Below are 26,146 nucleotides of genomic sequence, written 5' to 3'. Positions count from 1 at the left end.
AGGGTAGCGGGCCAGAGCCGCGCTCACCAATTTTGACCCGCGGGCACGCGAGCGCGTGTGCTGCCTCGCCCTGCCTGCGATCGCGGCGTTTCAGTCAGTGTCGAGTAGACCCAGGCGCCGCGCACGGGCTCGGATCTCACCCGCGGCGCCATGGATCGTCGCAAACACCGACGCGCGCATCCACATGCCGTTTCGGACCTGGCGCCAAACCACGAACCCGGGGTGATCCTCCCAGCTCTCGGGCAGCTCGTTGATGCGCGGGAGCGGGTGCATGATCACGCAGTCCTCGCGGATCAGCAGGCGGTAGTCGCTGCGCAGCACGTAGCGGTCGTCGGCGTCGAGGTCGTCGGCGCTGGCCTTGGGCTGCCCGGCCTCGCCGCCCGCGTCCCACTCTTTTTGCAGCCGGGTCATGTAGATCGCGTCGAGCTCACGGCCGCGCTCGCGCAGCAGCCCCTCGAGCTCGTTGGTGACCTCGACCTCGATCTCGTGGCGGCGCAGGTAGCCGAGCAGCTCGTCGTCGGGCTCGAAGTCCTGGGGCGAGACGAAGTGGATGCTGCCCGGGCGGAACTTGGTCAGGACCAGGGCCAGCGAGCGCGCGGCGCGGTTGCGCGCGACGTCGCCGACGATCACCAGGCGCTTGCCGTCCACGCCCCCGTGCTCGTAGAAGCTGTAGCGCAAGGTGTAGAGGTCGAGCAGCGCCTGGGTCACGTGCTGCGACTTGCCGCTGCCGGCCGAGACCACGGGGATCGGCCGCTGGCTGCGGTGCAGGGCCCAGGCCGCCTGGGTCGCAAAGTCGTCGTCGGGGTGGCGGACCACGATCGTGTCGAAGAAGCTCGACAAGGTCCGCACGCTGTCGGGCACCGACTCGCCCTTGGCGAAGGACGAGGTCCGCAGGTCCGAGACCAGCGAGACCGTGGCCCCGAGCTTCTCGGCCGCGGCCATGAAGCTCTGCGAGGTCCGGGTGCTCGGCTGGGCGAAGAGGTTCATGATCCGGTGGCCACGCAAGATCGAGAGCAGGAACTCGCGACCGTCGCGATGACGATCCAGGCGCCGGATCGCCGTCGCGGTGTCACACAGTTGCTCGAGCTCGGCTCGGCTGAACTGCTGACTCAAGAGGACGAAGAAGGGGCGACCGTCACGGTTGAGCAGCTGGCGTCGGCGTGCGCCGTCTTGGATCGCGTCTTTGAACTCGTCGTAAGAGATGCCCATGGTCCCGACCGGCGGGACTGTAGGGTAATTTTCGGCGCGGCGCGGCCTCGCTGACGCCGCGCCTGCCTGCACCTTTCGCTGGCGCGCTCACGGCCTCGCGCGAAGTCAGCGCGCCCGGTTCTCACCGCCACGCAGCCCTCGCCCGCCCCTCGCCCCATCCCTCACCAACCCTCGCCCCCCTCGCCCCCCTCGCCCCCCTGCCCGTCTGCGCACCTGTGGGAGGAGCGCCACCGCCCTGCGCCTTGCGCCCACGCCCGGCTCCCCTCGCAGCCAGTGCCGACTTCGGCGATCGAATTCGATCTCCAGGGTCTTTGCAGGTGCCTCAACACACACGTTTCACCGATCGCAGCGCTGATCTAGACTCGGGCGGTGGCTCTTCGCAGCGGCACGAGCTCGAAGGTGAGCGAGGACGGCCGTGGCGCCGGGCACGAGCGTTCGACTCGATCGAACGAGAGTGAAGAAGACACGCTCGCGCCTGGTCGCAGCGACCTTCTGGTCACGGGCGAAGACCTCAGCGGCAGGCTCAGCGAGCTGCTCGTCGGCATGCAGCCACAGGTGGCCGTGCACTACGTCGACCAAGACGAGCTGCTGGCGATCTTCACTGGCGGCGCCGTGCCCGGCGAGGGCATCGAAGAGCCCGAGATCATCGTGGTCGCCGTGTCCTTGCTCGACATGGCCACGCTGTCTTGGATGCGCCGGCTGATCGCCAGCAGTCGCCTGCCGATGCTCGCGATCGTCAAGGCCCACGCCGAGCAGCGCTCGGCCCTGCGCCGCCGCGCGCAGGAGGTCGGCGCCATCGACTGCCTGCTCTACGGCGAGCTGACCCCGGCCTTGCTCGAGGCCGTGATCGTCCACGCTCGCAACCACATCCACCAGAGCGCCCGCCTCGCCGAGCTGCGCGATCGCTTCTCGCTGGCGATCCGCGGCGCCCGAGACGGCATGTGGGAGTGGGACCTGGTCCGCAGCCGGGTGTTCTACTCGCAGCGCTGGCGCGAGCTCATGGGCATCGGCTCCGGACCGGTCGAGCCGACCATCGAGAGCTGGCTGAGCCTCGTGCACCCCCAGGACGTCGACGACCTGCGCGGCAACCTCGAGAACCACATCAAGGGCCTGCTCCCGGTCCACGAGCACGAGCACCGCGTGCGCGACAGCGAGGGCGACTGGCGCTGGGTCCTCAGCCGCGGCGTGGTCCACCGCGACATCGACGGCCGAGCCATGCGCATGGCCGGCTCGCTCACCGATCTCACGCCCTACCGCCAGCGCGAGCTCAACATCCGCGAGCGCAGCCGCGAGGACAAGCTGACCAAGCTCCCCGATCGCCCGGTGCTCTTCGAGCGCCTGGCCCGGGCCGTCGAGCTCGCCCGCGCCCACGAGGACTTCGAGTTCGTGGTCATGCTCGTCGAGGTCGACCGCATGACCCAGCTGCGCGACAGCTACGGCGTCGTCGAGGCCGACGCCGCGTTCGCTACCATCGCCGCCCGCCTGCGCGAGGCGCTGGGCTCCGAGTGCGCGCTGTTCCGCTTCGAGGGCGACAAGCTGGCGATCCTGCTCGAGGACGTCGACCACCCCGGGGTCGGCACCCACGTCGCCGACCAGATCCACCGCGTCGTCGCCGATCCCTTCGAGGTCGCCGGGGCCCTGAGCTTCACCACGGTCAGCATCGGCATGACCTCGAGCGCCCACGACTACGCCAAGGTCGAGGAGGTCATCTCCGACGTCAGCGCGGCCACGGACACCGCCCGCGAGCGCGGCCGCAACCGCCACGAGATCTTCGACACCAGCATGCGCATCGAGGCGCGGACCTTGCTCGCCCTCGAGATGTCGCTGCGCCAGGCCATCGACGAGGGCGAGCTGCGCCTGCACTACCAGCCGATCTACACGATCGCCGCCGGGCGCACGCCCGAGGAGTCGCGCTGGGTGATCGCCGGCTTCGAGGCGCTGATGCGCTGGGAGCACCCCGAGCGCGGCCTGGTCTCGCCCGGCGAGTTCATCCCGATCGCCGAGGACACCGGGCTGATCATCCCCATGGGTCGCTGGGCGATCCGCCAGGCCGCGCGGACCTTGCACGGCTGGCACGAGGAGTTTGGTCGCACCAACCTCTCGTTGAGCGTCAACCTCTCGGCCAAGCAGGTCGACGATCCGCTGCTGCTCGAGACCATCGACACGATCCTCGCCGAGACCAGCCTCGACCCCGCCTGCTTCAAGCTCGAGCTGACCGAGTCGGTGATGATGGACCGCGTCGACGAGGTCACCGAGCTGCTCCAGCAGATCCGCTCGCGCGGCGTGGAGATCTGGATCGACGACTTCGGCACGGGCTACTCCTCGCTCTCCTACCTCCAGCGCTTCCCCGTCGACGGGCTGAAGATCGACCGCAGCTTCGTGATGCAGCTCGACGGCAGCGAGCGCAGCGAGGCCATGGTCCGCACGATCATCGCCCTCGCCCAGGGCCTCGGCCTGCACGTGATCGCCGAGGGCATCGAGGAGCGCTTCCAGGCCGAGCAGCTCGGGCGCCTGGGCTGTGAGCGCTTCCAGGGCTTCATGCTCGGCAAGCCGATGCCCGAGTCGAGGATCCGCGAGCTGCTCGCGAGCCTCGACTGAGGGTCGGGGGTCGCCGCCGAGTCTCGCGTCAGCTGGTCACGCAGCTGGCCCGGCGCGCCGCCAAGAAGGCCCGCGCGGCCTCGCTGGGCGCGGCCGCCATCGCCCGCTCGTACTCCCGCGCGGCCTCGTCCAGGCGCCCGACCCGGCGCAGCAGATCCGCCCGCGCCGCGTGGTAGGGCTGGTAGCCGCGCAGCTCGGCCTGGGCAGCGGCGCCCTCGAGCACATCGAGGCCCGCGCGCGCGCCGTGGGCCATGGACACCGCGACCGCGCGGTTGATCTCGACCACGGGCGAGGGGTAGCGCCGAGCGAGCTCGAAGTAGAGCGCGCAGATCTGCGGCCAGTCGGTCTCGGCGAAGCTCGGCGCCTCGGCGTGCAGGGCAGCGATCGCCGCCTGGAGCGGATAGGGCCCCGGCCGCCCCATGCTCAGCGCACGGCGGACCGCGGCCACGCCCTCGGCGATCTTGGCCCGATCCCAGCGCCCGCGATCCTGGTCCTCGAGCATCGCCCCCCTGGTCGCCCGGCGCGAGTCGTGCAGGAGCATCAGCGCGAGCAAACCCAGGGCCTCGGCTTCGATACCAGGCAGCGTGTCCACGAGCACTCGCGCCAAGCGGATGGCCTCGTCACACAAGTCGTGGGCGAGCAGGCCCTCGCACTCGGAGTAGCCGTGGTTGAAGATCAGGTAGATGACGGCGAGCACAGCCGCGCAGCGCTCGGGCAAGGCGGCCGCGCCGGGGACCTCGTAGGGGATCTTGGCGGCCGCGATCTTGTGCTTGGCCCGGGTCAGGCGCGCGGCCATGGTCGGCGCCGAGACCAAGAAGGCCGCCGCGATCTGGTTGGTGCTCAGCCCGCCCAGGGTCCGCAGGGTGAGGGCGACCTGGGCCTCGCGGCGCAGCGCCGGGTGGCAGCAGGTGAAGATCAGGCGCAGGCGCTCGTCGGGGATCGTCCACTCGGCCCCCGCGGCCTCGGCCTCGGCCTGCGCCCGCGCCTCGGCCTCGAGCGCGATCACGGCCGAGACCGCCGCCGCCTTGTCGCGGGCCGTCGCGCCCCGGCGCAGGCGATCGATCGCCAGGCGCCGCGCCGTGGTGTTGACCCACGCCCCGGGCTTGTCGGGCACGCCCTCTCGCGGCCAGCGCTCGAGGGCCCGGGCCAGCGCGTCCTGGAGTACGTCCTGAGCGAGTTCGAAGTCGCCCAGGACGCGGATCAGACCAGCCAGCACCGCGCCCGCCTCGCGCCGAAACACGCGCTCGACGGCGACGCGGGCGGAGATCACGTGTCGAACACCATCACGGGACGGACCTCCATGGTCCCCATCTTCGCCCCCGGGCACCTCGCCGCCCACTCGATCGCCGCGTCGAGGTTGGCGACGTCGACCACGTAGTAGCCGCCGAGCTGCTCTTTGGTCTCGGCGAAGGGCCCGTCGGTGATCATCTGCTCGCCCTCGCGCACGCGCACCGAGGTGGCCGTGGCCACGCCCTGGAGCGCGTCCCCGGCGACGTAGGCCCCCGCCTCCTGGAGCGCGGCGGTGTAGGCCATCCACTCGCCAAAGCTGGCCTCCTGCTGCTCGGGGGTCTGCTCGGCGTCTTTGGCTTCGTTCGTGTAGATGAGGAGGATGTACTGCATGGTTTCACCAACTCGACGCGCGGGCGGGAGCGAGATCGACAGGGCGGTCGAAAAAGTCTCTGCCGCGAAGTTGTGAGCATACACAAGGGTGTTCGGCTTCACCTGTCGAGGACGAGGCGAGCCTGGCGCGCATCCTCGGTGACCTGCACCCGGGTCCCCAGAGCCGAGATCTCCAGCGTACCGCCAGGGACCCCCTCGAAGCGCGCTCGCCCCTCGGCGTCCGAGATGTGGGTACCCAGGTCGACGTCGAGGCTGCTCCCGAGGCCGGCGCCCTCGCGCTGCGCTCGGACGGCGACACCCGCCACGGCCGCGCCCGAGCCATCGACGACCTCGACCTCGAGGCTGCGCTCGCGCGCCTCCAGCACCAGCTCGAGCTCGATGGGCGCCGCGTCGACGATCGAGACCTCGACATGATCGACGAGCGGCGCCTCGCCAGTCTGCGCGAGGCGAAGGCCGCCCGCGAACACGCTGTGCTCGGTGGACTCGAGCGCCGGAAAAGAGAAGCGACCCTCGTCGTCGGTCACCGTGAAGCCCGCGCTGCGACCTGGCTCGGACCCGACGATGCTCATCCACACCCCCGCCGCGGGCTCCCCTCGAGGTGTCCGCAGCACGCCGCCGACCGTGGCCCGCGCCTGAAGCTCGAGCTCGACGAAGCTCCCATCCCGATCCAGCTCGATCGTGACGGGCCCCGCCCCCATCCCCAGCCGCCTCGCTCGCGCCGACACTTCATAGCGACCCGGCGGTAGGACCTCGAAGCTGAACTCGCCGCGCGCGTCACACAGCGCAGACAATTCCATCGGACCGCGCACCTGCACCAGCGTCCGGGGGCTCGGCTCCCCCTCCCTTCCCACCACCCGGCCAGTCAGCGCCCCCGTGGGCTCGAGATCCACCCGCCTTCGCTCGCGCTCCCCCGCCGCGAGCTCGAGGCGCAGCGAGTCGAGCCTCGCCCCGCGGCAACCAAGCTCGAGCTCGACCTCCCCCGGGGCCAGCCCCGAGAGCACGACTGGCTCCCCCCACACCCGCACCACCTCGCGGACCAAAGACGTCACTTCGACGACGTAGCCGTCTTTGCAAGGCTGGCCTGCGAGGGTGAGCATCAGCTCGAGATCAGCCCCCGCGTCGACGACGAGCTCGACCTCCCGCGGCTCCCCTGGATCACCGCCTGTGAGCGCGAGGCTGCCAGCGACGCCCGGACCACGGGCGATCAGCAGCTCGTCCTCCTGGGTGAGCACGGGCAGCTCGAAGCGACCGCGCGCGTCGGAGCGGGTCCGGGCGCCCGCCTTCTTTGCGAGGACCTCCACGTTGGCGAGCGGCTCCCCCCTTGGCCCCCACACCACGACGCCCTGAACGACGGTCTCGGGGACGAGGACGATCTCGACCACGCGGCCATCGAGCGCGAAGGATGCAATGCCAGGGGCATAGCCCTCCGCATAGGCGGTGAGCATCCGCAGCCGCGGCCCGGCGAAGAGCTCGAAGGCGCCGTCCTCATCGGTCCGCGCGAGCGAGCCCGGCTGCGGGATGGAAGGGTGCGAGGCGATCAACACCCGCGCCCCCTCGACGACCCCTCCGAGCGCATCTCGAACGACCCCGTGGACGCGCCACCCAGGCTCGTCCATCACGAAATCGAGCTCGAGCTCGGCGTTGGCCGTCAGCGTGACGACGCTGCCCGCCAGCCGCGACGGCCCAAACACCGAGGGCGCGTAACCCTGCGCGGCCGCACCAAAGCGCCAAACTCCCAGTCCAGCAGCGAGCGCGTAGCGGCCGTCGTCATCGCTGCGTTCGCACACCATGCGCGGAACAGGCAGCGAGACGGGATGCGCGACCCCACACACCTGCGCACCAGCGACGCCTTCACCACCTGCATCGACGACGCGGCCAGAGACCCGCGCCTGGCCGATCGCCACCTCAGGCGCGTCGATGTGTAGCGCTCGCGGAAGGCTCGCCGAAGCCGATCCCCCGACTTCGACCACCGGCTCCGGCCCCGGCGGCACATCTGCGCCTGGCTCCTCGTCACGAACCAGGAGCCAGGCAACGACCAGGAGAACCAACAGCGATAGGACCGCGATCAGCGTCGCATATCGACGGGCTTTCCTCATGCTGCTGGCACGTCGACGGGGCTCAGCCCAGCACGACCCGAACCCGCGAGATCATCTCGCGCAGCAGCTCCGTCGCCCCCTCGGTGCTCTCGTGGCGGATGATCGCCCAGCCCTCGCCCTCGTAGCTCGAGGCCCGGGGCTGGCCGACCTTGGGCAGCTGGGCCTCGACGAGCGCGTCGCCGAGGCGCTCGCGGACCTCGTCCCAGCCGCGCAGCTCGACGACCCGGTCTCCCCGCCCCTGACCGCGGAAGAAGGCCGTGCCCGCGGCCCACTTGCGGACCTTGGGCTCGAAGCGCTCGAAGCTCATCAGCTCGGCCCAGTCGGCGATCATGTCGGTCTCGTGGGCCAGGCTCATCATCGGCATGATGTGCACGCCGGGCGGGCGGGCGCCGACCTCGGAGACGAGCATGCTGCCGTCGGAGCGCTGGAACCACTCCATGTGGGTCAGCGCCGTGCCCACGCCCAGGGCCGAGAGCGCGGCGTCGTTGACCGGGTCGAAGTCGCGCCAGGTCGGGTCCTCGTACTCGCGCGGGAGCAGGACCACGTACTGCATCCACGGGTTCTCGAGCACCTCGAGGGGGCCGGGGTAGTAGCGGGTCCCGCACCGCCAGACCGGCTTGCCGGCGATCGCCACGGTCTCGCAGGTGAACTCGCGGCCGACCACGAACTCCTCGGCCTGGGCCGGCTGAGTGGGGCTGGGTGACAGGCCCAGGGCGAAGAGGCCGCGCAGCTGCTCGTCCGAGGTGACCCGGAAGGTGGCCTTGGAGCCCAGGCCCGCCGGCGGCTTGACGACGATCGGGTAGCCCACCTTCTCGGCGAAGGCACGCAGCGCCTCGGCCGAGGTCGCCAGCGCGCTCTGGGCCACGGGCACCCCAGCCTCGCGCAGCACCGACTTCATGCGGTCCTTGTCGCGAAAGTTGCGAGCGGTCGCGGCGCTCATGCCCTCGATGCCCACGGCGTCGCGCGCCTGGGCCAGCGGCAGCTGAAGCTGCTCGAGCACCCCCGCCAGGCGATCGATGGGGCCCACGCCCTTGGCGATGGCCTTGCAGGCCCGGGTCAGCTCGCCGCCGTCGAGGCAATTGTCGACGCGGTAGTGCCCGGCGATCCGCTCGCGCAGCGCCTCGGGCAGGCGCGACTCGGGGTCCTCCGAGATCACGCTGACGCGCGCGCCCTCGAGGCCGATGAAGGCGGCGGTGTAGCGCAAGGTGTTGTGGAGGAAGCGAGGGGCGACGAAGACGACGTGGCGCACGCTCGCCTTCTAGCAGGATCGCGGCGGCCGACGCCATGGGTCCAAAAACACGGCGCGCCGAGAAAGAATGCACGGATCCGCGACCACGGGGGACTCATCAGGCGAGCTCATGTTTTGCCACGGCTCCGCAGCCCGGTGTGGCTGCGCGACGGCCCCGACTATGACGGACCGTCGCGCAGCCTCGCTGCTATCACCCGGCTCGCGCCTGCGCCCTACGCCTCCGAGGCGATCGCGTCCAAGGCCGCCGCGAGGCGCTCGAGGTCCTCGTCGGTGCCCACGGAGATCCGCAGGCACCCGGAGAGCATCGGCACCCGCGTGAGGTCCTTGACCAGGATCCCCGCCTGCGCCAACGCGGCCCGCAGCCCTCGCGCGCGCGCGTCGCTGGGGAAGCGGACCAGCACCAAGTTGCCGTGATCCGGGAACAGCTCGGCGTCGGGCAGGCGACGCAGGATCTCGACGAGGCGCCGACGGTTGGCCGTGGTCTTGGCGACCATCGCGTCCTGGGCGTCGGCGAAGCGGGTCAGGGCGAGCTCGGCCAGGGCGATGCTGGTCTGCGAGACGTTGTAGGGGTGGCGGACCTTGTTGAGGGCCAGGGCGAGCTCGGGGTCGGCCACGCAGTAGCCCACGCGCAGGGCGGCGAGGCCGACCTTGGACAAGGTGGCCATGTGCACGTAGTTGGACGGGCGATCCGGGCGCCACAGCGAGCAGCCGGGGTCGTAGGCGGCGTAGGCCTCGTCGATCACGAACACCGTGCCGGGGAAGTCGGCGATCAACCCCTCGATCATCGCCTGGTCCCACAGGCTCGCGGTCGGGTTGTTGGGCCGGGCCAAGAAGCAGATCGCGGCGCCCCCGTCTCGGCCCAGGGCGGCGCGCATGGCCGCCTCGTCGAGCTCGAAGTCCGGGCGCAGCGGGACCTCGTCGACCTCGAGGCCGAGCACCCGGGCCGAGTGGGCGTACATCACGAAGGTCGGGCAGGGGATCACCAGGCGGCTGGTCTCGGGGCCGCCGGAGACCGCGGTCAGCAGCATGCCGATGATCTCGTCGCTGCCGTTGCCGAGCACGACGCGGCCGGAGTCGCAGCCGTGGCGCTCGCCCAGGACCCGGCGCAGGGTTCGACCGGAGGTGTCGGGGTAGCGCCCGAGCTCGAGGCCGCGGACGACCTCGGCGAGGGCGTCGCGGACCTCCTGCGGCCACGGCTCTGGGCACTCGTTGGCGTGCAGGCGGCTGGGCGCCGTGGACGGGGGGACGTCGTAGACCTCGAGGGCGGCGAGGCTCGGCCGCAGGTGGCGGCGCCAGTCGGTGCTGTCGGTGCTCACGGTTGATCCTCTTCGCGCTGCGCGAGCCGGAGCTCGACGGCCCGAGCGTGGCCCTCGAGGCCCTCGGCCCGGGCGAGGCTGGTGATCGCCAGCGCCTGGGCGCGCAGCGAGCTCTCACCGAGCTCGAGCAAGCTGGTGTAGCGCACGAAGTCCCAGCAGCCCAGAGGCGAGGAGAAGCGGGCTCCGCCGGCGGTGGGCAGCACGTGGCTGGGCCCGGCCGTGTAGTCGCCGGCGGCCTCGGGGGTGAAGGGGCCGATGAAGATCGCCCCCGCTCGATGGATGCGCTCGGCGAGCTCGCGCGGGCGCTCGACGAGGAGCTCGAGGTGCTCGGGGGCGTAGGCGTCGGCCTCGGCGGCCAGGGCGTCGCGGTCGCCGACGATCACGGCCGCGCCCTGATCCCGCAGCGCGGCCGCGGCGATCTGCTGGCGCGGGAGCGTGGCCAGCTGCGCCCGCAGGGCCGCGCTCACGGCCGTGGCCAGCTCGACGCTGGTGCACAGCAGCACCGGCGAGGCCTGGACGTCGTGCTCGGCCTGGCTGATCAGGTCGGCGGCGACCATGGCCGGGTCCGCGCTCGCGTCGGCGACCACGAGGATCTCCGAGGGTCCGGCGATCGAGTCGATGTCGCAGCGACCAAACACCTGGCGCTTGGCCGCGGTGACGTAGGCGTTGCCGGGGCCGACGATCTTGTCGACCCGGGGGACGCTCTGCGTGCCGAAGGCGGCCGCGGCCACGGCCTGGGCCCCGCCGATCGCGAAGATGCGATCGACCCCGGCCAGGGCGGCGGCCGCGAGCACGACCTCGCTGGGCCGCGGGGTGAAGAGCAAGACCTCGGCGACGCCCACGACCTTGGCGGGGATCGCCGCGTGGAGCACCGAAGAGGGGTAGGCGGCCGTGCCCCCGGGGGCGTAGACGGCCACGCGCCGAAGCGGCGCCACCCGGCTGTGCAGGGCCGCGCCCTCGTCCTCATCCTCGAGGCCGGTGGTGGTCAGGGCGCGGGCCTGGGCGACGTGGAAGCGACGCACCCGCGCGGCGGCCTGCTCGAGAGCGGCGCGCAGCGCTGGGTCGAGGGCGGCGAGGGCGGCCTCGGCTCGCGCGCGCGGCAGCTCGAAGTCACCGGGGGCGAGCTCGCGGCCTTCGAAGCGCGCGGTCAGCTCGGAGACGGCCGCGTCGCCGCGGGCGCGCACCTGCTCCAGGATCGATCGCGCGGCCGCGTCGGCCTCACCGTCCAGGCCAAAGGATCGCTCGCACAGCGCCCGCCAGCGGGCCCGGTGCTCGGGCGCGCTGCTCGGGCGCAGATCCAGGATCGTCAGGGCCGAAAACTCGCTCGCGGCGGCCATGGAGCCGGGACCTTAGCAGAGCGCGGGGTCAGGCGCGCAGCTGGCCGAGGACAGCCGGCTCGGCGGCCGCCAGGGCCGGCGGGAGCGCGCTGCCCAGGTGACTCCAGCAGCGCTTGGTCGCCGCCTTCTGCGTGGGCGCGAGCTGCTTGAGCACCTGCCGGCGACGGATGCCCTTGCGCTGACTGTCGATGCTCAGGGCGTAGCAGGCCTCGGGCATGGACAGGCCGGCGCGAATGCTGCGCAGGTCCACCCCACAGCCGCCGCCACAGCAGGCGTTCTCGTACACGTAGGCACCGTTGGCCACCCACACGCCCATGCCCAGGAGCACCGCCGCGATCTCGGCGTCGGCCTCCCACTCGAGCAGCGCCTGACGCGGGTCGCCGTCCTCGAGCGCGGGGCGTTCCCCGACGCGGTCGAGGGCGATGCGCCCGAGCTCCCGCGCGACGCTGGCGAGGAGCAGCTCGCGGACCTTGAAGGCCGCGGGCGCGAAGAGCATCAAGTACTCCTCGGGGCCGCGGAAGGTGTGGAGGAGCTTGCCGTTGGCGTCACCCAGGCTCTCGTAGCCGTCCTGGAGCTGCGGCCCGGCGCTTCGGGCGTCGACCTCGAGCAAGGTCATCTCGACCTCGCCTTGGCCGACGAATTCCTGGACGCCGCAGATCATGTCGAAGAGCGAGTCGAGGTCCCAGGGCGAGGCCGCGCGGCCGAGCTTCAGGTCTGCGGGGTCGGTGAGCAGCCGGGGCTGGCGCGCGGGCTCGCCGAGCTTGCCTGCGAGGTCCACGAGGCCGGCGGCGATCCACTCGCGGGCGTCCTCGTCGGGCACGAATTCGGGCGAAGCCTTGGCCGCTGAGCCGAACTGAAACATGGGCGGAATGTAGCACGCGAACCCAGCCCTCCGACGCTTAGAACCGCACGGCCGCGACCCCCGTTGTCATGAATCTCTTGCAGATCATCGGGATGCTCACACACTGAAATTCGAGGTAGCGATCACGCAGGTTCGAGGCGGGGCGTGATCGTGCACGAGGCGCGTGGGTTCGATTTTGGCCCACGCGAGCGTGGCCGCGAACACGTGGGTCGTCGTCGACCCACGCGCTCCGCCTCGTCGATAGCGGAATTGCACCTTGTCCAGGCGAGGAGGACAGCGAAATTCGAGTGGCGCGCGCCGAGGCGCGGACCTGCGATTGCTGACTCTCCTGCTCCCCCTGCTCACTTTCTTTGGCCTCGCCTTCGCCCCGACCGCGGCGTGGGCGAACCCCAAGGCGATCCGCGTGCCCCTGACGATCCACGTGGGCAACGAGGGCGGGCGCTCGGTGGTCCGCGAGCACCACATCGTCGACTCCGTCCGCCGAGCCAACCGCGACCTCGCCCGCTTCGGGATCCACCTATGGATCCGCGACATCGTCCCCATGCAAGCCGGGCCGCGGGTCGAGAGCTCCGACGAGCGCCTCGACCTCGCCCGCGAGACCGCCAGCGACGGCAGCGTGCACGTGTTCTTCGTCGACCGGGTGGCCCTGGCCAACCCGCGCAAGGGGGATCGCCGGGTCAGCGGCATGCACTGGCGCTACCACGGCTTCGACGCCCGGATCCGCGCCCGCGAGTATCTGGTGGTCGCCCGCGACGCGCCCAACACCACCTTGGTCCACGAGGTCGGCCACGCCTTTGGCCTGAGCCACGACAGCGACACGGACAACCTGATGTGCTCGTGCCGCCGCGGGGTGGACCCGGCCTTCGACAGCCGCCAGGGCCGACGCCTGCGCGGAGGCGCCCGACGCTTCATGTCGCGCCACGGGCGGCTGGCCAAGCGCCGCGCGGCTCAGCGCGCCGCCCGAAGCCGACGAAGCTCGCGGAGCTGATCGAACACGAACGAGCTCCAGGTGCCATGGGCGGCGGCCGAGTGGGGCGGCCAGACTACATGCAGTCTTCGATGTCGTCGGGGCCCTCGCAGGCCTCGAAGCCATCGGGCGCGCAGCTGTCCGGGAACAGGTAGAAGTCGTCACCCTCGCAGTACCAGGTCAGCGCGTCGTCACAGCCTTGGGCCGGGATGCAGCCCAACCACGCCGCGCTGTCGAGGCAGTTGCCCCCCGGCCCGGCCAGCACGACCTTGGAGCCAGACACCGACTGGCACAGCGGCTCGGTCTCGCAGTCCTCCTGCTCGAGGCTGGGGCAGTCGGGCTCGACCACGTCGGTGCTGTCGGCGCCCTCCTCGGCCGTGCCCTCTTCCGCCGTGCCGCCCTCGCCTGCGGTGCCGCCCTCTTCCGCCGTGCCCCCCTCTTCCGCCGTGCCCTCTTCCGCCGTGCCCCCCTCGCCTGCGGTGCCGCCCTCTTCTCCCGCCGTGCCCCCCTCTTCCGCCGTCCCGCCTCCATCGGCGGTCCCGGTCGTCCCCGAGTCACCACCCTCGCCGCCACCGCCACCGGAGCCGTCGGCGGTAGCGTCCGCCTCGGTGTCCTCCGTCTGCCCGGCCGCCTCGTCTCCGCTGGTGATTCCGTCGACGGGATCGTCGCCACAAGCTGGCGCAACAAACATGATCGCGGCGCTCCAGGCCGCTGTGAGGAGGAGGTCACGTGAGGTCATGGGCGAAGCCTAGGGCCAGGGATCTCGTCCTGCAAATGGGCCAGCGCCTCGGCCCGAGGCCGCGTACACGTCGATCTTCCGCGACCTGTAGCAACGGACCGGCCCGAGAGCCGCTGGTTCCCAGCGAGCCGTGCCGGCGAGGCTGTGCAGCAGACCGAGCGACAATCGCCCCCGTCCACGTTCGCCGGTCTGGCTCATCCGATGCGGCCCAAGTCAGCGCTCCTCGAGTCGCTTGGAGTCGACAACCATCAACGTCAGGAACGCTCGAGCCTGGGCATCTTTGCGGATGGCCATCCATGCATGGTGGGCATAGCGACATCGGTCCAAGTCTCCTCATGGCCCGCCCGCAGGACGAGCGTCCAGCCGGCAGACCACCCACGCCCCCAATCGCCGCCTCAAGTCGTTGGGATCACAACACTCGAGATTGGCACGATCTTCGTAGAGACATCCCCCATGCACCTCGAGCTGGTCCCCCCCCCGAGCCCCCAAGAACGAGCCGGCACCCGTCCGCCTCGCCACAGGCGTCCTCGCCCTCACGAGCTCCCCCGGGAGCGCATGTTGCTCTACGGCCCCGGCGCCCTCGCCGACCACGAGCTCGTCGCGCTGCTCCTCGGCGGCGGCCGAGCGGTCCAGCGCGCCCAGGGGGTGCTCGACGCCCTCGGCGGCCTGGGCGGGCTCAGTCGCGCCTGCGCCCACGAGCTGCGCGAGCTCCCGGGCATCGGCGACGCCGGATCCACGGCACTGGCCGCCGCCGTCGAGCTCAAGCGCCGCTTCGATCGCCTCGAGCTCCCCTGGGGCCGGCAGCTGCGCTCACCTCGGGAGGTCGAGACCTTCCTGCGCTCGCTGCTTCAGGGCGCCACGCAAGAGCACTTCATGATCGTCGGCCTCGACGCTCGCCAGCGCGTGCGCATGGTCAGAACGGTGGGCGTCGGCTCGCTCAGCCGCGTCGAGGTCCACCCCCGCGAGGTCTTTCGACCGCTTCTGCGGGCGGGCATGCACAGCTGCATGATCGTCCACAATCACCCCAGCGGCGACGCCCGGCCCAGCGAGGCCGACATCGACCTGACCGAGCGCCTCGTCGACATCGGGCTCTTCCTCGGCGTCCCGGTCCTCGACCACGTGGTGATCAGCGACCGCGGCTTCGTGTCTCTGGCCGAGCTCGGCCTGGTCCGCGGGGCCGTGAACACCGAGACCGACGACTGACCCAAGTCGAATCCGGCCACGACTCCGGCCCAAACTTCCGGCCCAAACTTCCGGGCCGCTCACGCGGGCCCCGGCTACAGCGCCGCGTCCGTGAACACGCAGCTCGACGCGTCGCCAAAGTTGTAGCCGGGCGCGAGCTCGGCGTAGAGCGCCGAGAGCTCGCGCCAGTCGAGGTAGCCCTCGGCGTCGAAGCACTCGTGCAGGGCAAAGTCCCCGTGGAGCATGTCCCCGACCCCGTCCACCTCCTCGATCAGCCCCCGGGCCCGGCCGGCGCCGCTGGCCTGCCAGCGCATGTCCAGCTGCATGCGCTCGCGCTCCGGGCCGCTCCAGCCGTAGCTGTCCCACTCGCCCATGAGCGCGAGGTGGAAGCTGCCCGAGCCGTCCGCGGCGCGGTGGTACGCGTAGGTCTCGTCGCTCGAGAACTCGTCGTCGTCGAGGTAGCCGGTGCGCTTGGCCTCGAAGCCCTCGAACTGCAGCGCGATGGTCTTCTCGCCGCTGGCCACGTCGCGCTCGAAGTCGATGACGACGTCGCCCGCGTAGCGCCACAGCAAGGTCGTGTCGAGGCCCGGGTAGCTCTCGAGGGTGTCGAAGTCGATGTGCACGCTCCCGTAGCGCAGGTCGTCGGCGACGGTCAGGCTGCCCTCCGAGAGCAGCTCGAAGGCCGCCGGATCCACGCTGCCCCGCGGCGCGACCAGGAACTCGAACTCGGTGTCGAGCTCGTTGCCGATCACCCGCACCATCCACGCGACCTCGCGGCCGCCCTCGTCGTCGAACGGCCCGTAGACCCGCCACGCGCCGTCGAGGCTGGTCTCGCGGTGGTCGTCGAGGAACGCCACGATGTAGCCCGAGGTCTCGACAACGGTGGTCACCCAGCCGTTGACGTCGGCCGCGGTCTGGTTGGCCCACCACCACGCGTCGCCGCGCAGGTCTCCCTCGGCGCGGAAGTCCTCGGCGGCGCTCGGCAGCTCCAGGCTCACGTCCTCGGCCTCGAGGTAGGCGCTCTCGTAGCCGCCGCCAAAGGTGCAGGCGCTGGCGCCCAGGCCAGCGAACAAGAGCGAGGAGAGCGAGAGGGCGCGCGTGAAGGTCGAGTGGGCCATGCTGCCCGCTGCCATTTACGAAACCCGGGCCAGGTCGAGTTGGCGCAAAAAACCGAGTGATTCCGGGCGCGGGCTGATCTGGCGGCGTTGCGATGAGAGACACTCGGGCGCGCTGTTGTGGTTCGCAACGTCGCCCGCCACCACGCGGCGCGAATACGAGCGCGGCTCGGCGCTCGGCTCGACCAAGCATGTTCTCGGGGAGCTCGAAGTCGAGGTAGCGAAGCCCCGCTTCGAGCTTCGCGCTCGTCGAGCGCCTCTCGGAGCATGCTCAGGGGAGCGTCGAAGTCGAGGTGGCGAAGCGCTGCTTCAGGGCTCCTGATCCTCCAGCCCCTCCAGCCCCTCCAGCCCCTCACGCCACTGGTTCAAAGGGTCATTGAAGTTGAGGTGGCAAAGCTCCGCGGGCGGCTCGGCCCACTCGAGCGGGCTGATCTTGAAAGACTCGCGGTCCTTCTCAGCCCAGGCCAACCGCCACTCTCGCTCCACCCACTTGGAGCGGGCCGCGGCTCGGCTCCAAAACAGCAGGTAGAGATCCCGGTTGAGAATCTCGTCATAGATCCGGGCCTCGAACTCTTCGCCGGGGCGCAAGTCCAGACAGTCCAAGAAGACCTCGACGTCAACGCTCTTGAGACTAGCGACGCGATCCAACACGCGCGCCCGATCTCCGTGGGCGTAGGAGGCAAAGGCCGAGCGGAAGGCCTCCCCGCGCGCGCTCGCCAGCACCTCGGGGTCCGTGGTCGCCGTCGCCGACACGACCTCGAGCTCGACGCGGACCCGCCCCACTGGCAAGCCGGCCACGCGCGCGTCGAACTTGAGCAGCCGCTTGCAGGGCGCGAGGTCTGCCGGCACATAGACGCTGAACTCGACGATCTCGAAGCCCCCGGACCAGCGAAAGCGCTGGACGGCGTCCTCGACCTCGAGATCGCGCATGCGCAGCTCGACGCTGACCTCGGTGCCCACCGACCAGCGCGTGCGCGCCAACGCGAGCCGGTGCGTCGCGTCGGCGCTGCGCCGCTCGAGCTCGGCCGCGAGCCGACCTTCGAGCTCCTCGCTGTAGACCACGAAGCGGGCGATGAACTCGTCGCCCGGGCGGACCCGCGCCGGGGCCGAGGCGCCGAGCTCGACGCTGTGGACCTCCTCCGTGAGCGCCGGCGCGTCGGCCTCTTCCCCGTGCGAGGCCTCCAGCGCATCCGCGTCGTCCTCGTCGTCCTCGAGGGGAGCGAGGGCGCTCTCGATATCGTCTCCTGGCTCTGCGGGCGCCCGCACCGGCGAGGGCTCTGGCCGCTCGCTCGGCCCGCTCGGCCCGCCCGGCACGAAGGACTCGCTTTTGTTGCCATCGCGCGTGCGCACGGGAGGCGAGGACGCCGGCGCTGGAGGAGCGCCACGACCGCCGCGCACGACCTCGCCCGGCAAGGGCGGCCCCTTGGGCTGCGGCGCGGACTCGCCTGGCGAAGCGCGTAGCGGCAGCCGAGCCACCAGCCCCCGCCCCCGCTCACCGACCGGATGCGCGCGGACCTCGAGCTCGAGCGAGCCCCCGCGCGGAACATCCACGGTCACGACGCAACCCGACGACTCGCGCCTGCCCTGCGAGACGCTCACTTCCCAGCGCAGACTCTGGGCCCAGAAGTCCGAGATCGAGATGTCGACCGGCCCCCGACCGACGAGCTCGAGCGCGTCGACCAGCTGTCCTCGCCAACGCAGGCGCAGCGCGCCGCCAGCGAGCTCGGGCTCGATGCGGAGGGTGACTCCGGGGACGACGTCGACTCTGGCCATGGCGCGCCCCAATGATAGCGGCCCTCTCAGGGCGCGGTGAAACCCATCACGACCGCAGCGCGGCGCTTCGCCGCGTCCGCCACGTCCATCGCCAGCCCGCGCTCACAGCGGCTGAAAGTGCACCGTGACCTCGGCCCCCGCCTGCGCCGGGCCGGGCGGCAGGCTCTGGCCGACCGCCAGCCCCGTGCCCGTGGCCCGCAGCTCGACGTGGGCCTTCTCGGCCTCGGCCAGCGCCTGGGTCAGGGTCAGGCCGCTGAAGTCGGGCAGCCCGGTCGTGAACTCGACCTTGCGCATGCCCGGCAGCGGGGGCTGAACGTCGAGGTCGGGGATGAAGCCCTCGACCAGCTCCGGGGCGTCCGCCGCGATCGCAATCGCCTCGGGCGAGACCTCGGTGCTGTCCTCGTCGGGCACGCCCATGTAGGCGAGCACCCGGGTCCCCAGCCGGGCGAAGGTCGGGGCCGCGACCTCGTTGCCGTAGTGGCCGCCCTCGGGGTTGTCGACGGACACGAGGATGACCAGCGCGGGGTCCTCGGCCGGGACCGCGCCGATGAAGCTGGCGTAGTACTGGTCCTCGAAGTAGCCGCCCTCGGGGTTGGCCTTTTGCGCCGTCGAGGTCTTGCCGGCCACGGTGTAGCCCTCGATGCGCGCGTTCTTGCCGGTGCCGTTTTTGGTGTGGACCACGGCGGTCAGCATCTCGAGCACGGTGTCGGCGGTGGCCTTGCGGACGATCCGCTCGCCGGCCTCGCCGTCGCGCTCGTGGTCCCAGGCCGGCTCGCCCTCGGCGTCGAGGATCTGCGAGACGATGGTCGGCTGGCGGTAGACGCCGCCGTTGGCCAGGGCCGCGAAGGCGGCCGCGACCTGCAGCGGGCTGGCGCTCATGCCCTGGCCAAAGCTGATGTTCGCGGCCTGGATGTCCGACCACTTCTGCCAGTCGGCGACCAGGCCCTTGGTCACCGCGGGCAGCTGGATGTCCGGGCGCTCGCCGAAGTGGAAGCGGTGAATCCAGCGGTAGAGCGCCTCCTTGCCCAGGGTCTCGTAGATCTTCGTGGTGCAGATGTTCGAGGACACCGCGAGGATCTCCGTGACGTCGAGCCAGCCCTTGCGCTTGGTGTCGCGGATCGCGTGGCGGGGCGTGTACTGCCAGCGCCCCTCCTCGCAAAAGAAGGTCTGGTCCGGGCGGATCGTGCCCTGCTCGAGGGCCGCGGCCACGGTGATCGCCTTGAGGGTCGAGCCGGGCTCGTAGGCGTGCTGGACGGCCAAGTTGACGGTCTGCGCGGCGCTCGGGACCGGGTGGTTGGGGTCGAAGGTCGGCCGGTTGACCATGGCCAGGACCTCGCCGCTGCGCGGATCCAAGACCAGCACGCTGGCGCCCACGGGGTGCCAGTTGCGGACCAGCGTGTCGATCTCTTCCTCGGCCATGGCCTGGATCGCCGAGTCGATCGTCAAGACCACGGTCTGGCCGCGGGACACGGCGTGGTCGGGGTGGCCGTCGACGAGCAGCTTGGTGCCCATGCCGTCGAAGGCCGCGTAGTAGGCCGGGCTGCTGGCCTCGCGCCCGGCGAGGGACTCGTTCATGCCCAGCTCGACGCCGAGGTTGCCCTGGCCCTGGGCGTTGACCCGACCGAGCACGTGCGCGGCCAGGGAGCCGCGCGGATAGACGCGGTGCGGATCCTGCTCGAGGCGCACCCCCGGGAGCTTGGCCCGGCGCACGGCCGCCGCCATGTCGTCGTCCAGAGGCAGGCGGAGCTTGCGGTAGGCCTTGTCGCGCTCGAGCTCCTCGGCGATGTAGTCGGCGTGCTCCGAGCCGAACATGGTCAGCAGGAACTCGAGCACCTCGTCCTCGCGGCCGTGCGAGCGGATCAGCCGCGGGTTGAGCACGATGCGATCGAGGCGATCGTTGACCGCCATCGAGATGTGGTTGCGGTCGACCACGTTGCCGCGGCTGGCCTCGAGGGTGTAGGTGCGCAGCTGCTGGCGGTTGCCCTGGGCGGCGTACTCGGCGTGGCGACGCACGCACAGATCCCAGGCGCGGTAGCCCATGCCCATGAGCCCGGCGACGATCAGCGCGCCGACGATCGTCGAGCGCCGCTGGATCGAGCGCGGGTCGCTGGCCATCTTGGGCACGCTTCGCCACATCTCGGCGCCGCGGCTGCTGATCAGGTCGATGTTCTCGCGGACCTTGGGGCTCATCGCGTGGCTCCTGTCTCGTGTGCTGCGCCCGCGTCGGCGGCCGGCTCGAGCTCGATGCGCTGGATCCTCGTGGGCGGCGCGGGGACCATGCCCAGGCGCGCCGCGGCCTGCTCGGCCACGCGCTCGGGTCGGCGCAGGTAGGCGCGCTCGGTCTCGAGCCGACGCTTGCGATCCAAAAGGCGCTTTTGCTGCTCGCTGAGCTCGGTGATCTCGTTGGCGGCCTGGAGGACCTCGATGCGCGCGCTGACCCGGGCCAGGCCCACGGCGGTGAGCACCGCGAGCACGGTGAAGAGCAGCAGCGGCGTGCCGTTGGCGCGGCGGCGCTGGAGCAGGCCGCGAGGCGTCCGCGGGCGGGCGTCGGGGTCCTCGGCGCGACCCCAGCCGTGGGCGCGGGCGCCCTCGTCCTCGCTCGCCTTTTGGGCCCGCTGCTTGCGGCGGCGCGCGGCCAGGGCGTCCGACTCGCCGCGTCGACGCGAGCGCGGCAAGGTCACGACGACCTGGCGTTGGGCTTCGGAGGCTGGCTGTGCGTTGCGTCGTGCCATGGTGATCTCTGTGGTCAGCTGCGGCGCTCGAGCACCCGCAGTCGGGCGCTGCGCGAGCGAGGGTTGCGGTCGCGCTCGGCCGCGTCGGCCACCACCCCGCGCCGAGGGAGCTCGGCCGCGAGCTGGAAGGGCGCCTTGGGCAGCTGGTCCGCGGTCAGGGGCAGGCCGTGGGGCAGCTCGGCCACGCGGCTGAGCGCGGCGAAGCGCCGCTTGATCCGGCGGTCCTCGAGCGAGTGGAAGCTGATCACGCCCATGCGCCCGCCCACGGCCAGGCGCTCGGGGCCGGCCTCGAGCAGCGCGTCGAGCTCCTCGAGCTCCTCGTTGACCGCGATGCGCAGGGCCTGAAAAGTCCGCGTGGCCGGGTGGATGCGCCGCCCGAGCTGACGCCGCGCTCGCGCCGACATCGCCTCCTCGACGACCTGGGCCAGCGCCCCCGTGGTCCGCGGCCGCGCCACGATCACCGCCTTGGCGATGCGCCGGGCCTCGGGCTCCTCGCCGTAGCGACGCAGGAGCTCCGCCAGGCCGGCCTCGTCGATCTCCGCCAGGAGCTCGCCAGCGCTGCGACCGCGCGTCGGATCCATGCGCATGTCCAGGGGGGCGTCCGCGCGGAAGGAAAAGCCCCGCTCCCCGGCGTCGAACTGGTGTGAGGAAACACCGATATCTGCGATCAGCGCCGCGACCGACTCGATCCCGAGCTCGTCGAGCACCGCCGCCAGGCTCGAGAAGCGCGCGTGGACGAAGTGGAGCGCACACTCGGCGCCCTCGAGGCGCGTCCGGGCAAATTCGAGCGCCGCCGGGTCCCGGTCCAGGAGCACCACCTTCGCGGGTGAGCAGCGGGCCAGCAGCGCCGCCGTATGCCCGCCTGCGCCGCAGGTCGCGTCGACCAGCACCGCCTCTGGGGTCGCGGCGATCGCGGGCACCAGGGCCTTCGCCACCGCCTCGGCGAGCACGCTCTCGTGGAACTCGGGCACCAGCTTCGGTCGTGCCAGCGACCCTCTAGCTGGTCAAAATTTGCGCTTTTCCAGCCCCCGTGCCGCCACCGGATCTCGGGAGCGCGATCACGCCATGACCCGCCTTCTGGCCCCGCAGGCCACGCGAGCGCCGAATCACCTGCAATCACGACGACTTAGCGTCCTCGCCGGGGAGTTGACCACGGCCGGAGCGGGCAGTAGCTTCCGCAACCCCACCGTCCGATCTGTGCGGACGCGGGCGCGCCGAAGGGACCCTAGATGCCGCCTCGAACGAGGAATTTTCGCCAGCTCCACGAGTCCTCGGAGCTCCTGCTCGAGAAGCTCGGGATGCTCGGGCCGCGCCAGCGAGCGCAGTTCGACGAGCGCTTTCGCATGTCGTGGATCTTCCACGACTTCGCGCTCGAGGGGACGGTGCTCACCGTCTCCGAGATCAAAGCAGCGATCGACCCGGAGATCATCTCGACTCCAGCGTTGATCCCCGCCTACAACCACATCGCCTCGCTCTACGACGGCATCGAGTTCATCCTCGCCTCACGGGGCAAGCGGATGACGCTCAACCTCGACTGGCTCAAGCGTCTGCATCAGATCTTGCTGCCAGCCGACAAGAAGGATCAGGTCCAGTACCGCAAGGACAACCCGATCCACCGCATGTATTTTCACGACCTCGCGCAGGCCGACAAGATCAGCTACCGCATGCGGAAGCTGACCGATTGGTTCCGCACCGAGGAGTGCAAGCGTGCCCATCCGATCGAGCTGGCCTGTGAGGTTCACCGCGAGCTCATCCGCGTGCTGCCCTGGCCCGACATCAGCGGGCGCGTCGCGCGGTTGGCCATGAACCACATCCTCATCAACGAGAGCTACTGGCCAGCCATCATCCACCACGTGGATCGTCAGCGCTACTACGACACCTTGCAGCGCGACCAAGATGAGCTACTGGAGCTGGTAGTCGACTCCATCGAGGAGGGGATGGTTGCCAGTAACAAGCTCTACCAAGGCATCGTTGACTCGAGCCGTGGCTTCTGAGGTGCTCTCCATCGCCCCGGCCGTTCGGGTCTACGCCCGCGCAAAGCTGCCCACACGTCACGGGCAGCTCGAGATCGTCTCCTTCACCAACGCCGAGGGCCACCGCCTGGACGATGTCGCGGTGATCAGCGGAGAGGTCGCCGGCCGCCGCGACCTGCCCACCCGCCTGCACTCGGAGTGCCTCACCGGCGACGTGTTCGGCTCGCTGCGCTGCGACTGCCGCGACCAGCTCGAGCTCGCCCTCGACCGCATCATCGCCGAGCGCCCCGGGCTGGTGCTCTACATGCGCCAAGAAGGCCGCGGCATCGGCATCGCCGAGAAGGTCCGGGCCTACGAGCTCCAAGACGAGGGCTACGACACCCTCGAGGCCAACTTGCACCTCGGCTTCGACGGAGACCTTCGCCGCTACGACCAGGCCGCCGCCATGCTGCGGGCGCTGGAGATCGAGTCGATCGTGCTGTTCACCAACAACCCCGCCAAGGTCGAAGGGCTGCAGGCGTGCGGGATCGAGGTCAGCCGACGCGAGCCGATCATCAGCCCGCCGCGAGATGAGAACGCGGTGTACCTGAGCACGAAGAAGGCCAAGATGGGCCACAAGCTCTGAGCCGTGTCTGGGTCGGCAACGTGAGCCCCATATGTGTATTTGATGTTCTGGGCTAGCCCGAGCGCGAGTACGCAGCGCAGGTGACGCGCGGCGCCACGTGTCGCCACGCTCGCGCATGAAGTACCCTCGCGGCCATGATGGACTTGAGCCCCATCACCCAGGCGATCCTCGTCTACACAGCCCTCGCCGTCGGGCTGATCGTCACCGCCCTCACCGGCTTCGCCCAGCTGCGAGAGCTGCCCAAGGCGCTCAGCGCCGGCAAGCCCAGCGCCGCCCTGGTCCGGCGCGGCTTCTTGGCCGCGAGCGTGGGCATGGGCTCGGTGGGAGGATCGATCCTGGCCATCGAGCTCGGCGGGCCTGGAGCCATCGTCTGGATGTGGGTGGCGTCGCTGCTCGGCATGGGGGTCGTCTACGCCGAGGTCCTGCTCAGCGTGCGCCTGCGCGCCGAGGGGCGGATGAACAGCGCGCGCGTGCTCGAGGCCGGGCTCCCCGGCGGCCTGGGCAAGGCGCTGGCGCTGGTCTTCGCCCTGCTCGTGATGATCTTCGCGCTCTCGGCCGGCTCGCTGCTTCAGACCCAGCAGAGCACCGAGCTGCTGGCGACCATCGGCGGTGAGCCCTGGCAGGTCGCCGCGGTGCTGTGCGCCGCGGCGGCGGTCGGCATGGCCGTCCCCAAGCTGCGCGCCTTCGTGGCCGCCCTCGGCCCGGTCGCGGTGATCCTCTACGTGTTCGCGCTGCTGCTGATCATCGTGCGCACGCCCTACCCCGTGGGCCCGGCCCTGTCCTCGATCTTTGCCGGCCTGAGCTCCGGCGGCGCAGTGGCTGGCGGTGTCGCTGGCGGCGGGCTGCTGATGGCCATGCAGGCCGGCTTTTTGCGGGCCACGCTGGCCACCGAGGCCGGCCTCGGCAGCGCCGGCTTCACGCCCGAAGCCGACGCGATCAAGGATCCCAAGGCGGCCGCCCGCGCGGCCATGCTCGCGCCTTTGGCCAGCGGCATCTTGGTGCCCACGGTGACGGCCCTGGCGGTGCTCACGGCCTCGCCCTGGACCGGTCAGCGCATCGACGAGGCCGGCGAGCGGCGGGCCAGCGCCGACGCGCGCTCGGCCAGCGAGGCCGAGCTCGAGCAGATCGCCGCGTCGCTCGGCGAGGGCGACGTCGAGGCCCTGCGCGAGGCCGACGCCCTGCGCGTCGTCGCGGCCTGGGTGCCCCTCGAACTGCCCATGTCCCGAGGCATGGCCGGCAGCCTCCAGACTGGCCAGACCGTGGTCCTGCCCAAGGGCACCGTGCTCGACCCCGAGCGCGCCTCCCAAGACCCCGCCATCGACCCCACGGACGCAGGGCCCAGCTCCCCGGGCGCCCCGACCCAGGGCCTGCGCGAGAACTACGTCTACCCCATGGTCATGCGCGGCAGCCCGCGCGGCAGCCGGATCGAGGTCAAGGATGGCCAGCGCTCGATCCTCCTGCCCTCGTCCCCGGAGACCCAGGAGATCACCGAGCTCGTCTACCGCGACCTCGACCCGGACCTCAACCGCTACCCGGCCTTCGACGTGCGCATCCCCGTCGACAACGAGCTGCTCGAGACCGGCCGCGGGACGCTCGTGAGCCTGACGCCCAGCGACCCCTCCGTCGACCTCTACCGCAAGTCCAAGGTCCGCGACGGGCCCTACGTGGTCTTTGGTGACTACTACTTCGATGCGCGAGTCACCCGCATGTTCCACCCCGAGTGGGGGGCCTTCGACGCCGCCTTCGCGGCCGACGAGCTCCCCGGCGCGCTGACCTTGCGCAGCGCGGTGACCAGCGCCTTCAGCGGGCCCTACCTCGACAACGGCGACCCCCGGCCGCCGCGAGCGATGATCGCCCGCGAGGACTTCGACGCCCCGATCGGCGCGCGCCTCCACCTCGACTACCAGGTCCCCGAGCGCGGCATGGCCATCGGCAAGCTGCTGCCCAACGGCAGGCTCATGACCCCCTCGTGGCGCTTCCTGGCCGAGACCACCCACGCGATCTTGCGCCACAAAGAAGACCCGAGCCTCGACAAGCGGATCCGCGTCCACGTCGAGCCGAGCGCCGACGGCAACAGGCTGCTGTTCACCAGCGCCCAGCCCGAGGTCGCCGACTTCATCGACGCCGGCCGCTGGGCCAACTACACCGGCCCCTACCTCGACCCGCCCCCCTACCGCTTCGAGGTCGAGGTCCACAGCGGCACGCGAGCGCCGGCGTCCAACGACTACCTGCTGCGCACCAACCAAGAGCGCAGCGGCTTCGTCTCGCCCTTCGCCGAGCGCCGCACCCTGGTCCCCACCATGTCGGCCATCGAGGCCCAGGGCTCCCGCGGTCAGCTCTACGACCCCCACCCCGAGGAGGTCGCGCCCTTCATGGCCGGCCCCTTCGTCGCCGGCGCTGGCATCGAGCGCCTCGGCTGGGCCTCCTTCTTTGGCAGCGGCCACGGCGGAGAGGTCCTGCTGGGGATCTGCGTGCTGATCCTCGCGCTGACCACGATGATCGCCTGGTCCAGCTACGGCGCCCGGGCGGCCGATCACGCCCTCGGCCGCGGCGCGAGCTGGGGCTTCCGCGTGGTCTTCGTGCTCGTCGGCTTCGCCGGGGCCAGCGCCAGCCTCGAGCTGCTGCCGCTCATGCGCCTGGTCGACTCGGTGATGATCGGCCTGCTCGCGCTCAACGGCCTCGGCCTGGTGCTCGCGTGGCTGCGCCTGCCGAAGTCCGACGACGCTCGGAACGCAGCGAGCGAGTGAGCAGCC

The 26,146-nt window shown here is 71.1% G+C and carries 20 protein-coding genes; 6 read left to right on the top strand and 14 right to left on the bottom strand.

The window, feature by feature from the left end; all coding sequences use genetic code 11:
• Positions 1–90 precede the first annotated feature (90 nt).
• Entirely contained in the window at positions 91–1,209 is a 1,119-nt protein-coding gene (locus tag G6O69_RS15650) for a hypothetical protein (protein ID WP_172304302.1), read from the bottom strand.
• A 369-nt stretch (positions 1,210–1,578) separates the two neighbouring features.
• On the opposite strand from G6O69_RS15650, the gene G6O69_RS15645 reads away from it, so the two are divergent.
• Positions 1,579–3,807: a GGDEF domain-containing phosphodiesterase gene (locus tag G6O69_RS15645; RefSeq protein WP_172304301.1), complete on the top strand. Its 2,229-nt coding sequence runs from the start codon at positions 1,579–1,581 to the stop codon at positions 3,805–3,807.
• A gap of 28 nt (positions 3,808–3,835) precedes the next feature.
• Here the strand turns inward: G6O69_RS15645 and G6O69_RS15640 are convergent, their stop codons facing one another.
• The 7 genes from G6O69_RS15640 to G6O69_RS15610 form a co-directional block, all read right to left on the bottom strand.
• Complete coding sequence (locus G6O69_RS15640) at positions 3,836–5,074, bottom strand: DUF6596 domain-containing protein (RefSeq protein WP_172308246.1); 1,239 nt, start codon at positions 5,072–5,074, stop codon at positions 3,836–3,838.
• Positions 5,074–5,427 carry a YciI family protein gene (locus tag G6O69_RS15635; protein WP_172304300.1) on the bottom strand — a complete coding sequence of 118 codons (354 nt, stop codon included), beginning with the start codon at positions 5,425–5,427 and terminating at the stop codon, positions 5,074–5,076. Before G6O69_RS15635 ends, G6O69_RS15640 begins: the two co-directional genes overlap by 1 nt.
• 98 nt (positions 5,428–5,525) lie before the next feature.
• Complete coding sequence (locus G6O69_RS15630) at positions 5,526–7,217, bottom strand: carboxypeptidase regulatory-like domain-containing protein (protein WP_172304299.1); 1,692 nt, start codon at positions 7,215–7,217, stop codon at positions 5,526–5,528.
• Positions 7,218–7,545: 328 nt separating this feature from the next.
• Positions 7,546–8,772 (bottom strand): ATP-grasp domain-containing protein, encoded by a 1,227-nt coding sequence (locus G6O69_RS15625; RefSeq protein WP_172304298.1) that lies wholly within the window; start codon positions 8,770–8,772, stop codon positions 7,546–7,548.
• 212 nt (positions 8,773–8,984) lie between these two features.
• A complete protein-coding gene (locus tag G6O69_RS15620) occupies positions 8,985–10,088 on the bottom strand; it encodes a histidinol-phosphate transaminase (RefSeq protein WP_172304297.1) in 1,104 nt (367 codons plus the stop codon).
• Complete coding sequence (gene hisD / locus G6O69_RS15615) at positions 10,085–11,425, bottom strand: histidinol dehydrogenase (RefSeq protein WP_172304296.1); 1,341 nt, start codon at positions 11,423–11,425, stop codon at positions 10,085–10,087. The genes G6O69_RS15620 and hisD overlap by 4 nt, the downstream gene beginning before the upstream one ends.
• Before the next feature lie 28 nt (positions 11,426–11,453).
• On the bottom strand, positions 11,454–12,287 hold the full coding sequence (locus tag G6O69_RS15610; protein ID WP_172304295.1) for a hypothetical protein: 834 nt from the start codon (positions 12,285–12,287) through the stop codon (positions 11,454–11,456).
• Positions 12,288–12,603: 316 nt separating this feature from the next.
• Between G6O69_RS15610 and G6O69_RS15605 the strand changes: the two genes are divergently transcribed.
• Positions 12,604–13,275, top strand: a complete 672-nt coding sequence (locus G6O69_RS15605; RefSeq protein WP_172304294.1) for a hypothetical protein — start codon at positions 12,604–12,606, stop codon at positions 13,273–13,275.
• A 55-nt stretch (positions 13,276–13,330) separates the two neighbouring features.
• Here G6O69_RS15605 and G6O69_RS15600 read toward each other — a convergent pair whose 3' ends face one another.
• A complete protein-coding gene (locus G6O69_RS15600) occupies positions 13,331–13,993 on the bottom strand; it encodes a hypothetical protein (RefSeq protein ID WP_172304293.1) in 663 nt (220 codons plus the stop codon).
• A 201-nt stretch (positions 13,994–14,194) separates the two neighbouring features.
• Between G6O69_RS15600 and radC the strand changes: the two genes are divergently transcribed.
• The gene (gene radC, locus G6O69_RS42170) at positions 14,195–15,196 is read left to right on the top strand and encodes a DNA repair protein RadC (protein ID WP_346017051.1); all 1,002 of its coding nucleotides are present in this window, start codon (positions 14,195–14,197) and stop codon (positions 15,194–15,196) included.
• A gap of 74 nt (positions 15,197–15,270) precedes the next feature.
• On the opposite strand, the gene G6O69_RS15590 is transcribed toward radC, so the two are convergent.
• The 5 genes from G6O69_RS15590 to rsmH all read right to left on the bottom strand — a co-directional run bounded on the left by G6O69_RS15590 (position 15,271) and on the right by rsmH (position 21,766).
• Entirely contained in the window at positions 15,271–16,308 is a 1,038-nt protein-coding gene (locus G6O69_RS15590) for a hypothetical protein (protein WP_172304291.1), read from the bottom strand.
• Positions 16,309–16,599: 291 nt separating this feature from the next.
• Positions 16,600–18,063, bottom strand: a complete 1,464-nt coding sequence (locus G6O69_RS15585) for a toll/interleukin-1 receptor domain-containing protein (RefSeq protein WP_172304290.1) — start codon at positions 18,061–18,063, stop codon at positions 16,600–16,602.
• 102 nt (positions 18,064–18,165) lie between these two features.
• On the bottom strand, positions 18,166–20,253 hold the full coding sequence (locus tag G6O69_RS15580) for a penicillin-binding protein (RefSeq protein WP_172304289.1): 2,088 nt from the start codon (positions 20,251–20,253) through the stop codon (positions 18,166–18,168).
• Positions 20,250–20,795: a hypothetical protein gene (locus tag G6O69_RS15575; RefSeq protein WP_172304288.1), complete on the bottom strand. Its 546-nt coding sequence runs from the start codon at positions 20,793–20,795 to the stop codon at positions 20,250–20,252. Before G6O69_RS15575 ends, G6O69_RS15580 begins: the two co-directional genes overlap by 4 nt.
• 14 nt (positions 20,796–20,809) lie before the next feature.
• Positions 20,810–21,766 (bottom strand): 16S rRNA (cytosine(1402)-N(4))-methyltransferase RsmH, encoded by a 957-nt coding sequence (gene rsmH / locus G6O69_RS15570; RefSeq protein WP_346017050.1) that lies wholly within the window; start codon positions 21,764–21,766, stop codon positions 20,810–20,812.
• Positions 21,767–22,024: 258 nt separating this feature from the next.
• On the opposite strand from rsmH, the gene G6O69_RS15565 reads away from it, so the two are divergent.
• The 3 genes from G6O69_RS15565 (at position 22,025) to G6O69_RS15555 (ending at position 26,140) form a co-directional block, all read left to right on the top strand.
• A complete protein-coding gene (locus tag G6O69_RS15565; RefSeq protein ID WP_172304287.1) occupies positions 22,025–22,789 on the top strand; it encodes a Fic family protein in 765 nt (254 codons plus the stop codon).
• Positions 22,779–23,393, top strand: coding sequence for a GTP cyclohydrolase II (ribA, locus tag G6O69_RS15560; RefSeq protein WP_346017049.1), 615 nt, complete (start codon positions 22,779–22,781; stop codon positions 23,391–23,393). The genes G6O69_RS15565 and ribA overlap by 11 nt, the downstream gene beginning before the upstream one ends.
• A gap of 134 nt (positions 23,394–23,527) precedes the next feature.
• The gene (locus tag G6O69_RS15555; protein WP_172304286.1) at positions 23,528–26,140 is read left to right on the top strand and encodes an alanine:cation symporter family protein; all 2,613 of its coding nucleotides are present in this window, start codon (positions 23,528–23,530) and stop codon (positions 26,138–26,140) included.
• Positions 26,141–26,146: the final 6 nt, after the last annotated feature.

The sequence above is a fragment of the Pseudenhygromyxa sp. WMMC2535 genome, from assembly GCF_011083025.2.
The sequence above is the reverse complement of the archived record's forward strand: the minus strand, read 5'-3'. Positions and strand labels throughout refer to the sequence as shown.

Coding starts and splice junctions, on each gene's coding strand:
- G6O69_RS15650 (WP_172304302.1), bottom strand. CDS start 1,209: ATGGGCATCTCTTACGACGAGTTCAAAGACGCGATCCAAGACGGCGCA.
- G6O69_RS15635 (WP_172304300.1), bottom strand. CDS start 5,427: ATGCAGTACATCCTCCTCATCTACACGAACGAAGCCAAAGACGCCGAG.
- G6O69_RS15630 (WP_172304299.1), bottom strand. CDS start 7,217: ATGGTGTGCGAACGCAGCGATGACGACGGCCGCTACGCGCTCGCTGCT.
- hisD (WP_172304296.1), bottom strand. CDS start 11,425: ATGGCCGCCGCGAGCGAGTTTTCGGCCCTGACGATCCTGGATCTGCGC.
- G6O69_RS15610 (WP_172304295.1), bottom strand. CDS start 12,287: ATGTTTCAGTTCGGCTCAGCGGCCAAGGCTTCGCCCGAATTCGTGCCC.
- G6O69_RS15600 (WP_172304293.1), bottom strand. CDS start 13,993: ATGACCTCACGTGACCTCCTCCTCACAGCGGCCTGGAGCGCCGCGATC.
- radC (WP_346017051.1), top strand. CDS start 14,195: ATGCGGCCCAAGTCAGCGCTCCTCGAGTCGCTTGGAGTCGACAACCAT.
- G6O69_RS15590 (WP_172304291.1), bottom strand. CDS start 16,308: ATGGCAGCGGGCAGCATGGCCCACTCGACCTTCACGCGCGCCCTCTCG.
- G6O69_RS15585 (WP_172304290.1), bottom strand. CDS start 18,063: ATGGCCAGAGTCGACGTCGTCCCCGGAGTCACCCTCCGCATCGAGCCC.
- G6O69_RS15580 (WP_172304289.1), bottom strand. CDS start 20,253: ATGAGCCCCAAGGTCCGCGAGAACATCGACCTGATCAGCAGCCGCGGC.
- G6O69_RS15575 (WP_172304288.1), bottom strand. CDS start 20,795: ATGGCACGACGCAACGCACAGCCAGCCTCCGAAGCCCAACGCCAGGTC.
- G6O69_RS15565 (WP_172304287.1), top strand. CDS start 22,025: ATGCCGCCTCGAACGAGGAATTTTCGCCAGCTCCACGAGTCCTCGGAG.
- G6O69_RS15555 (WP_172304286.1), top strand. CDS start 23,528: ATGATGGACTTGAGCCCCATCACCCAGGCGATCCTCGTCTACACAGCC.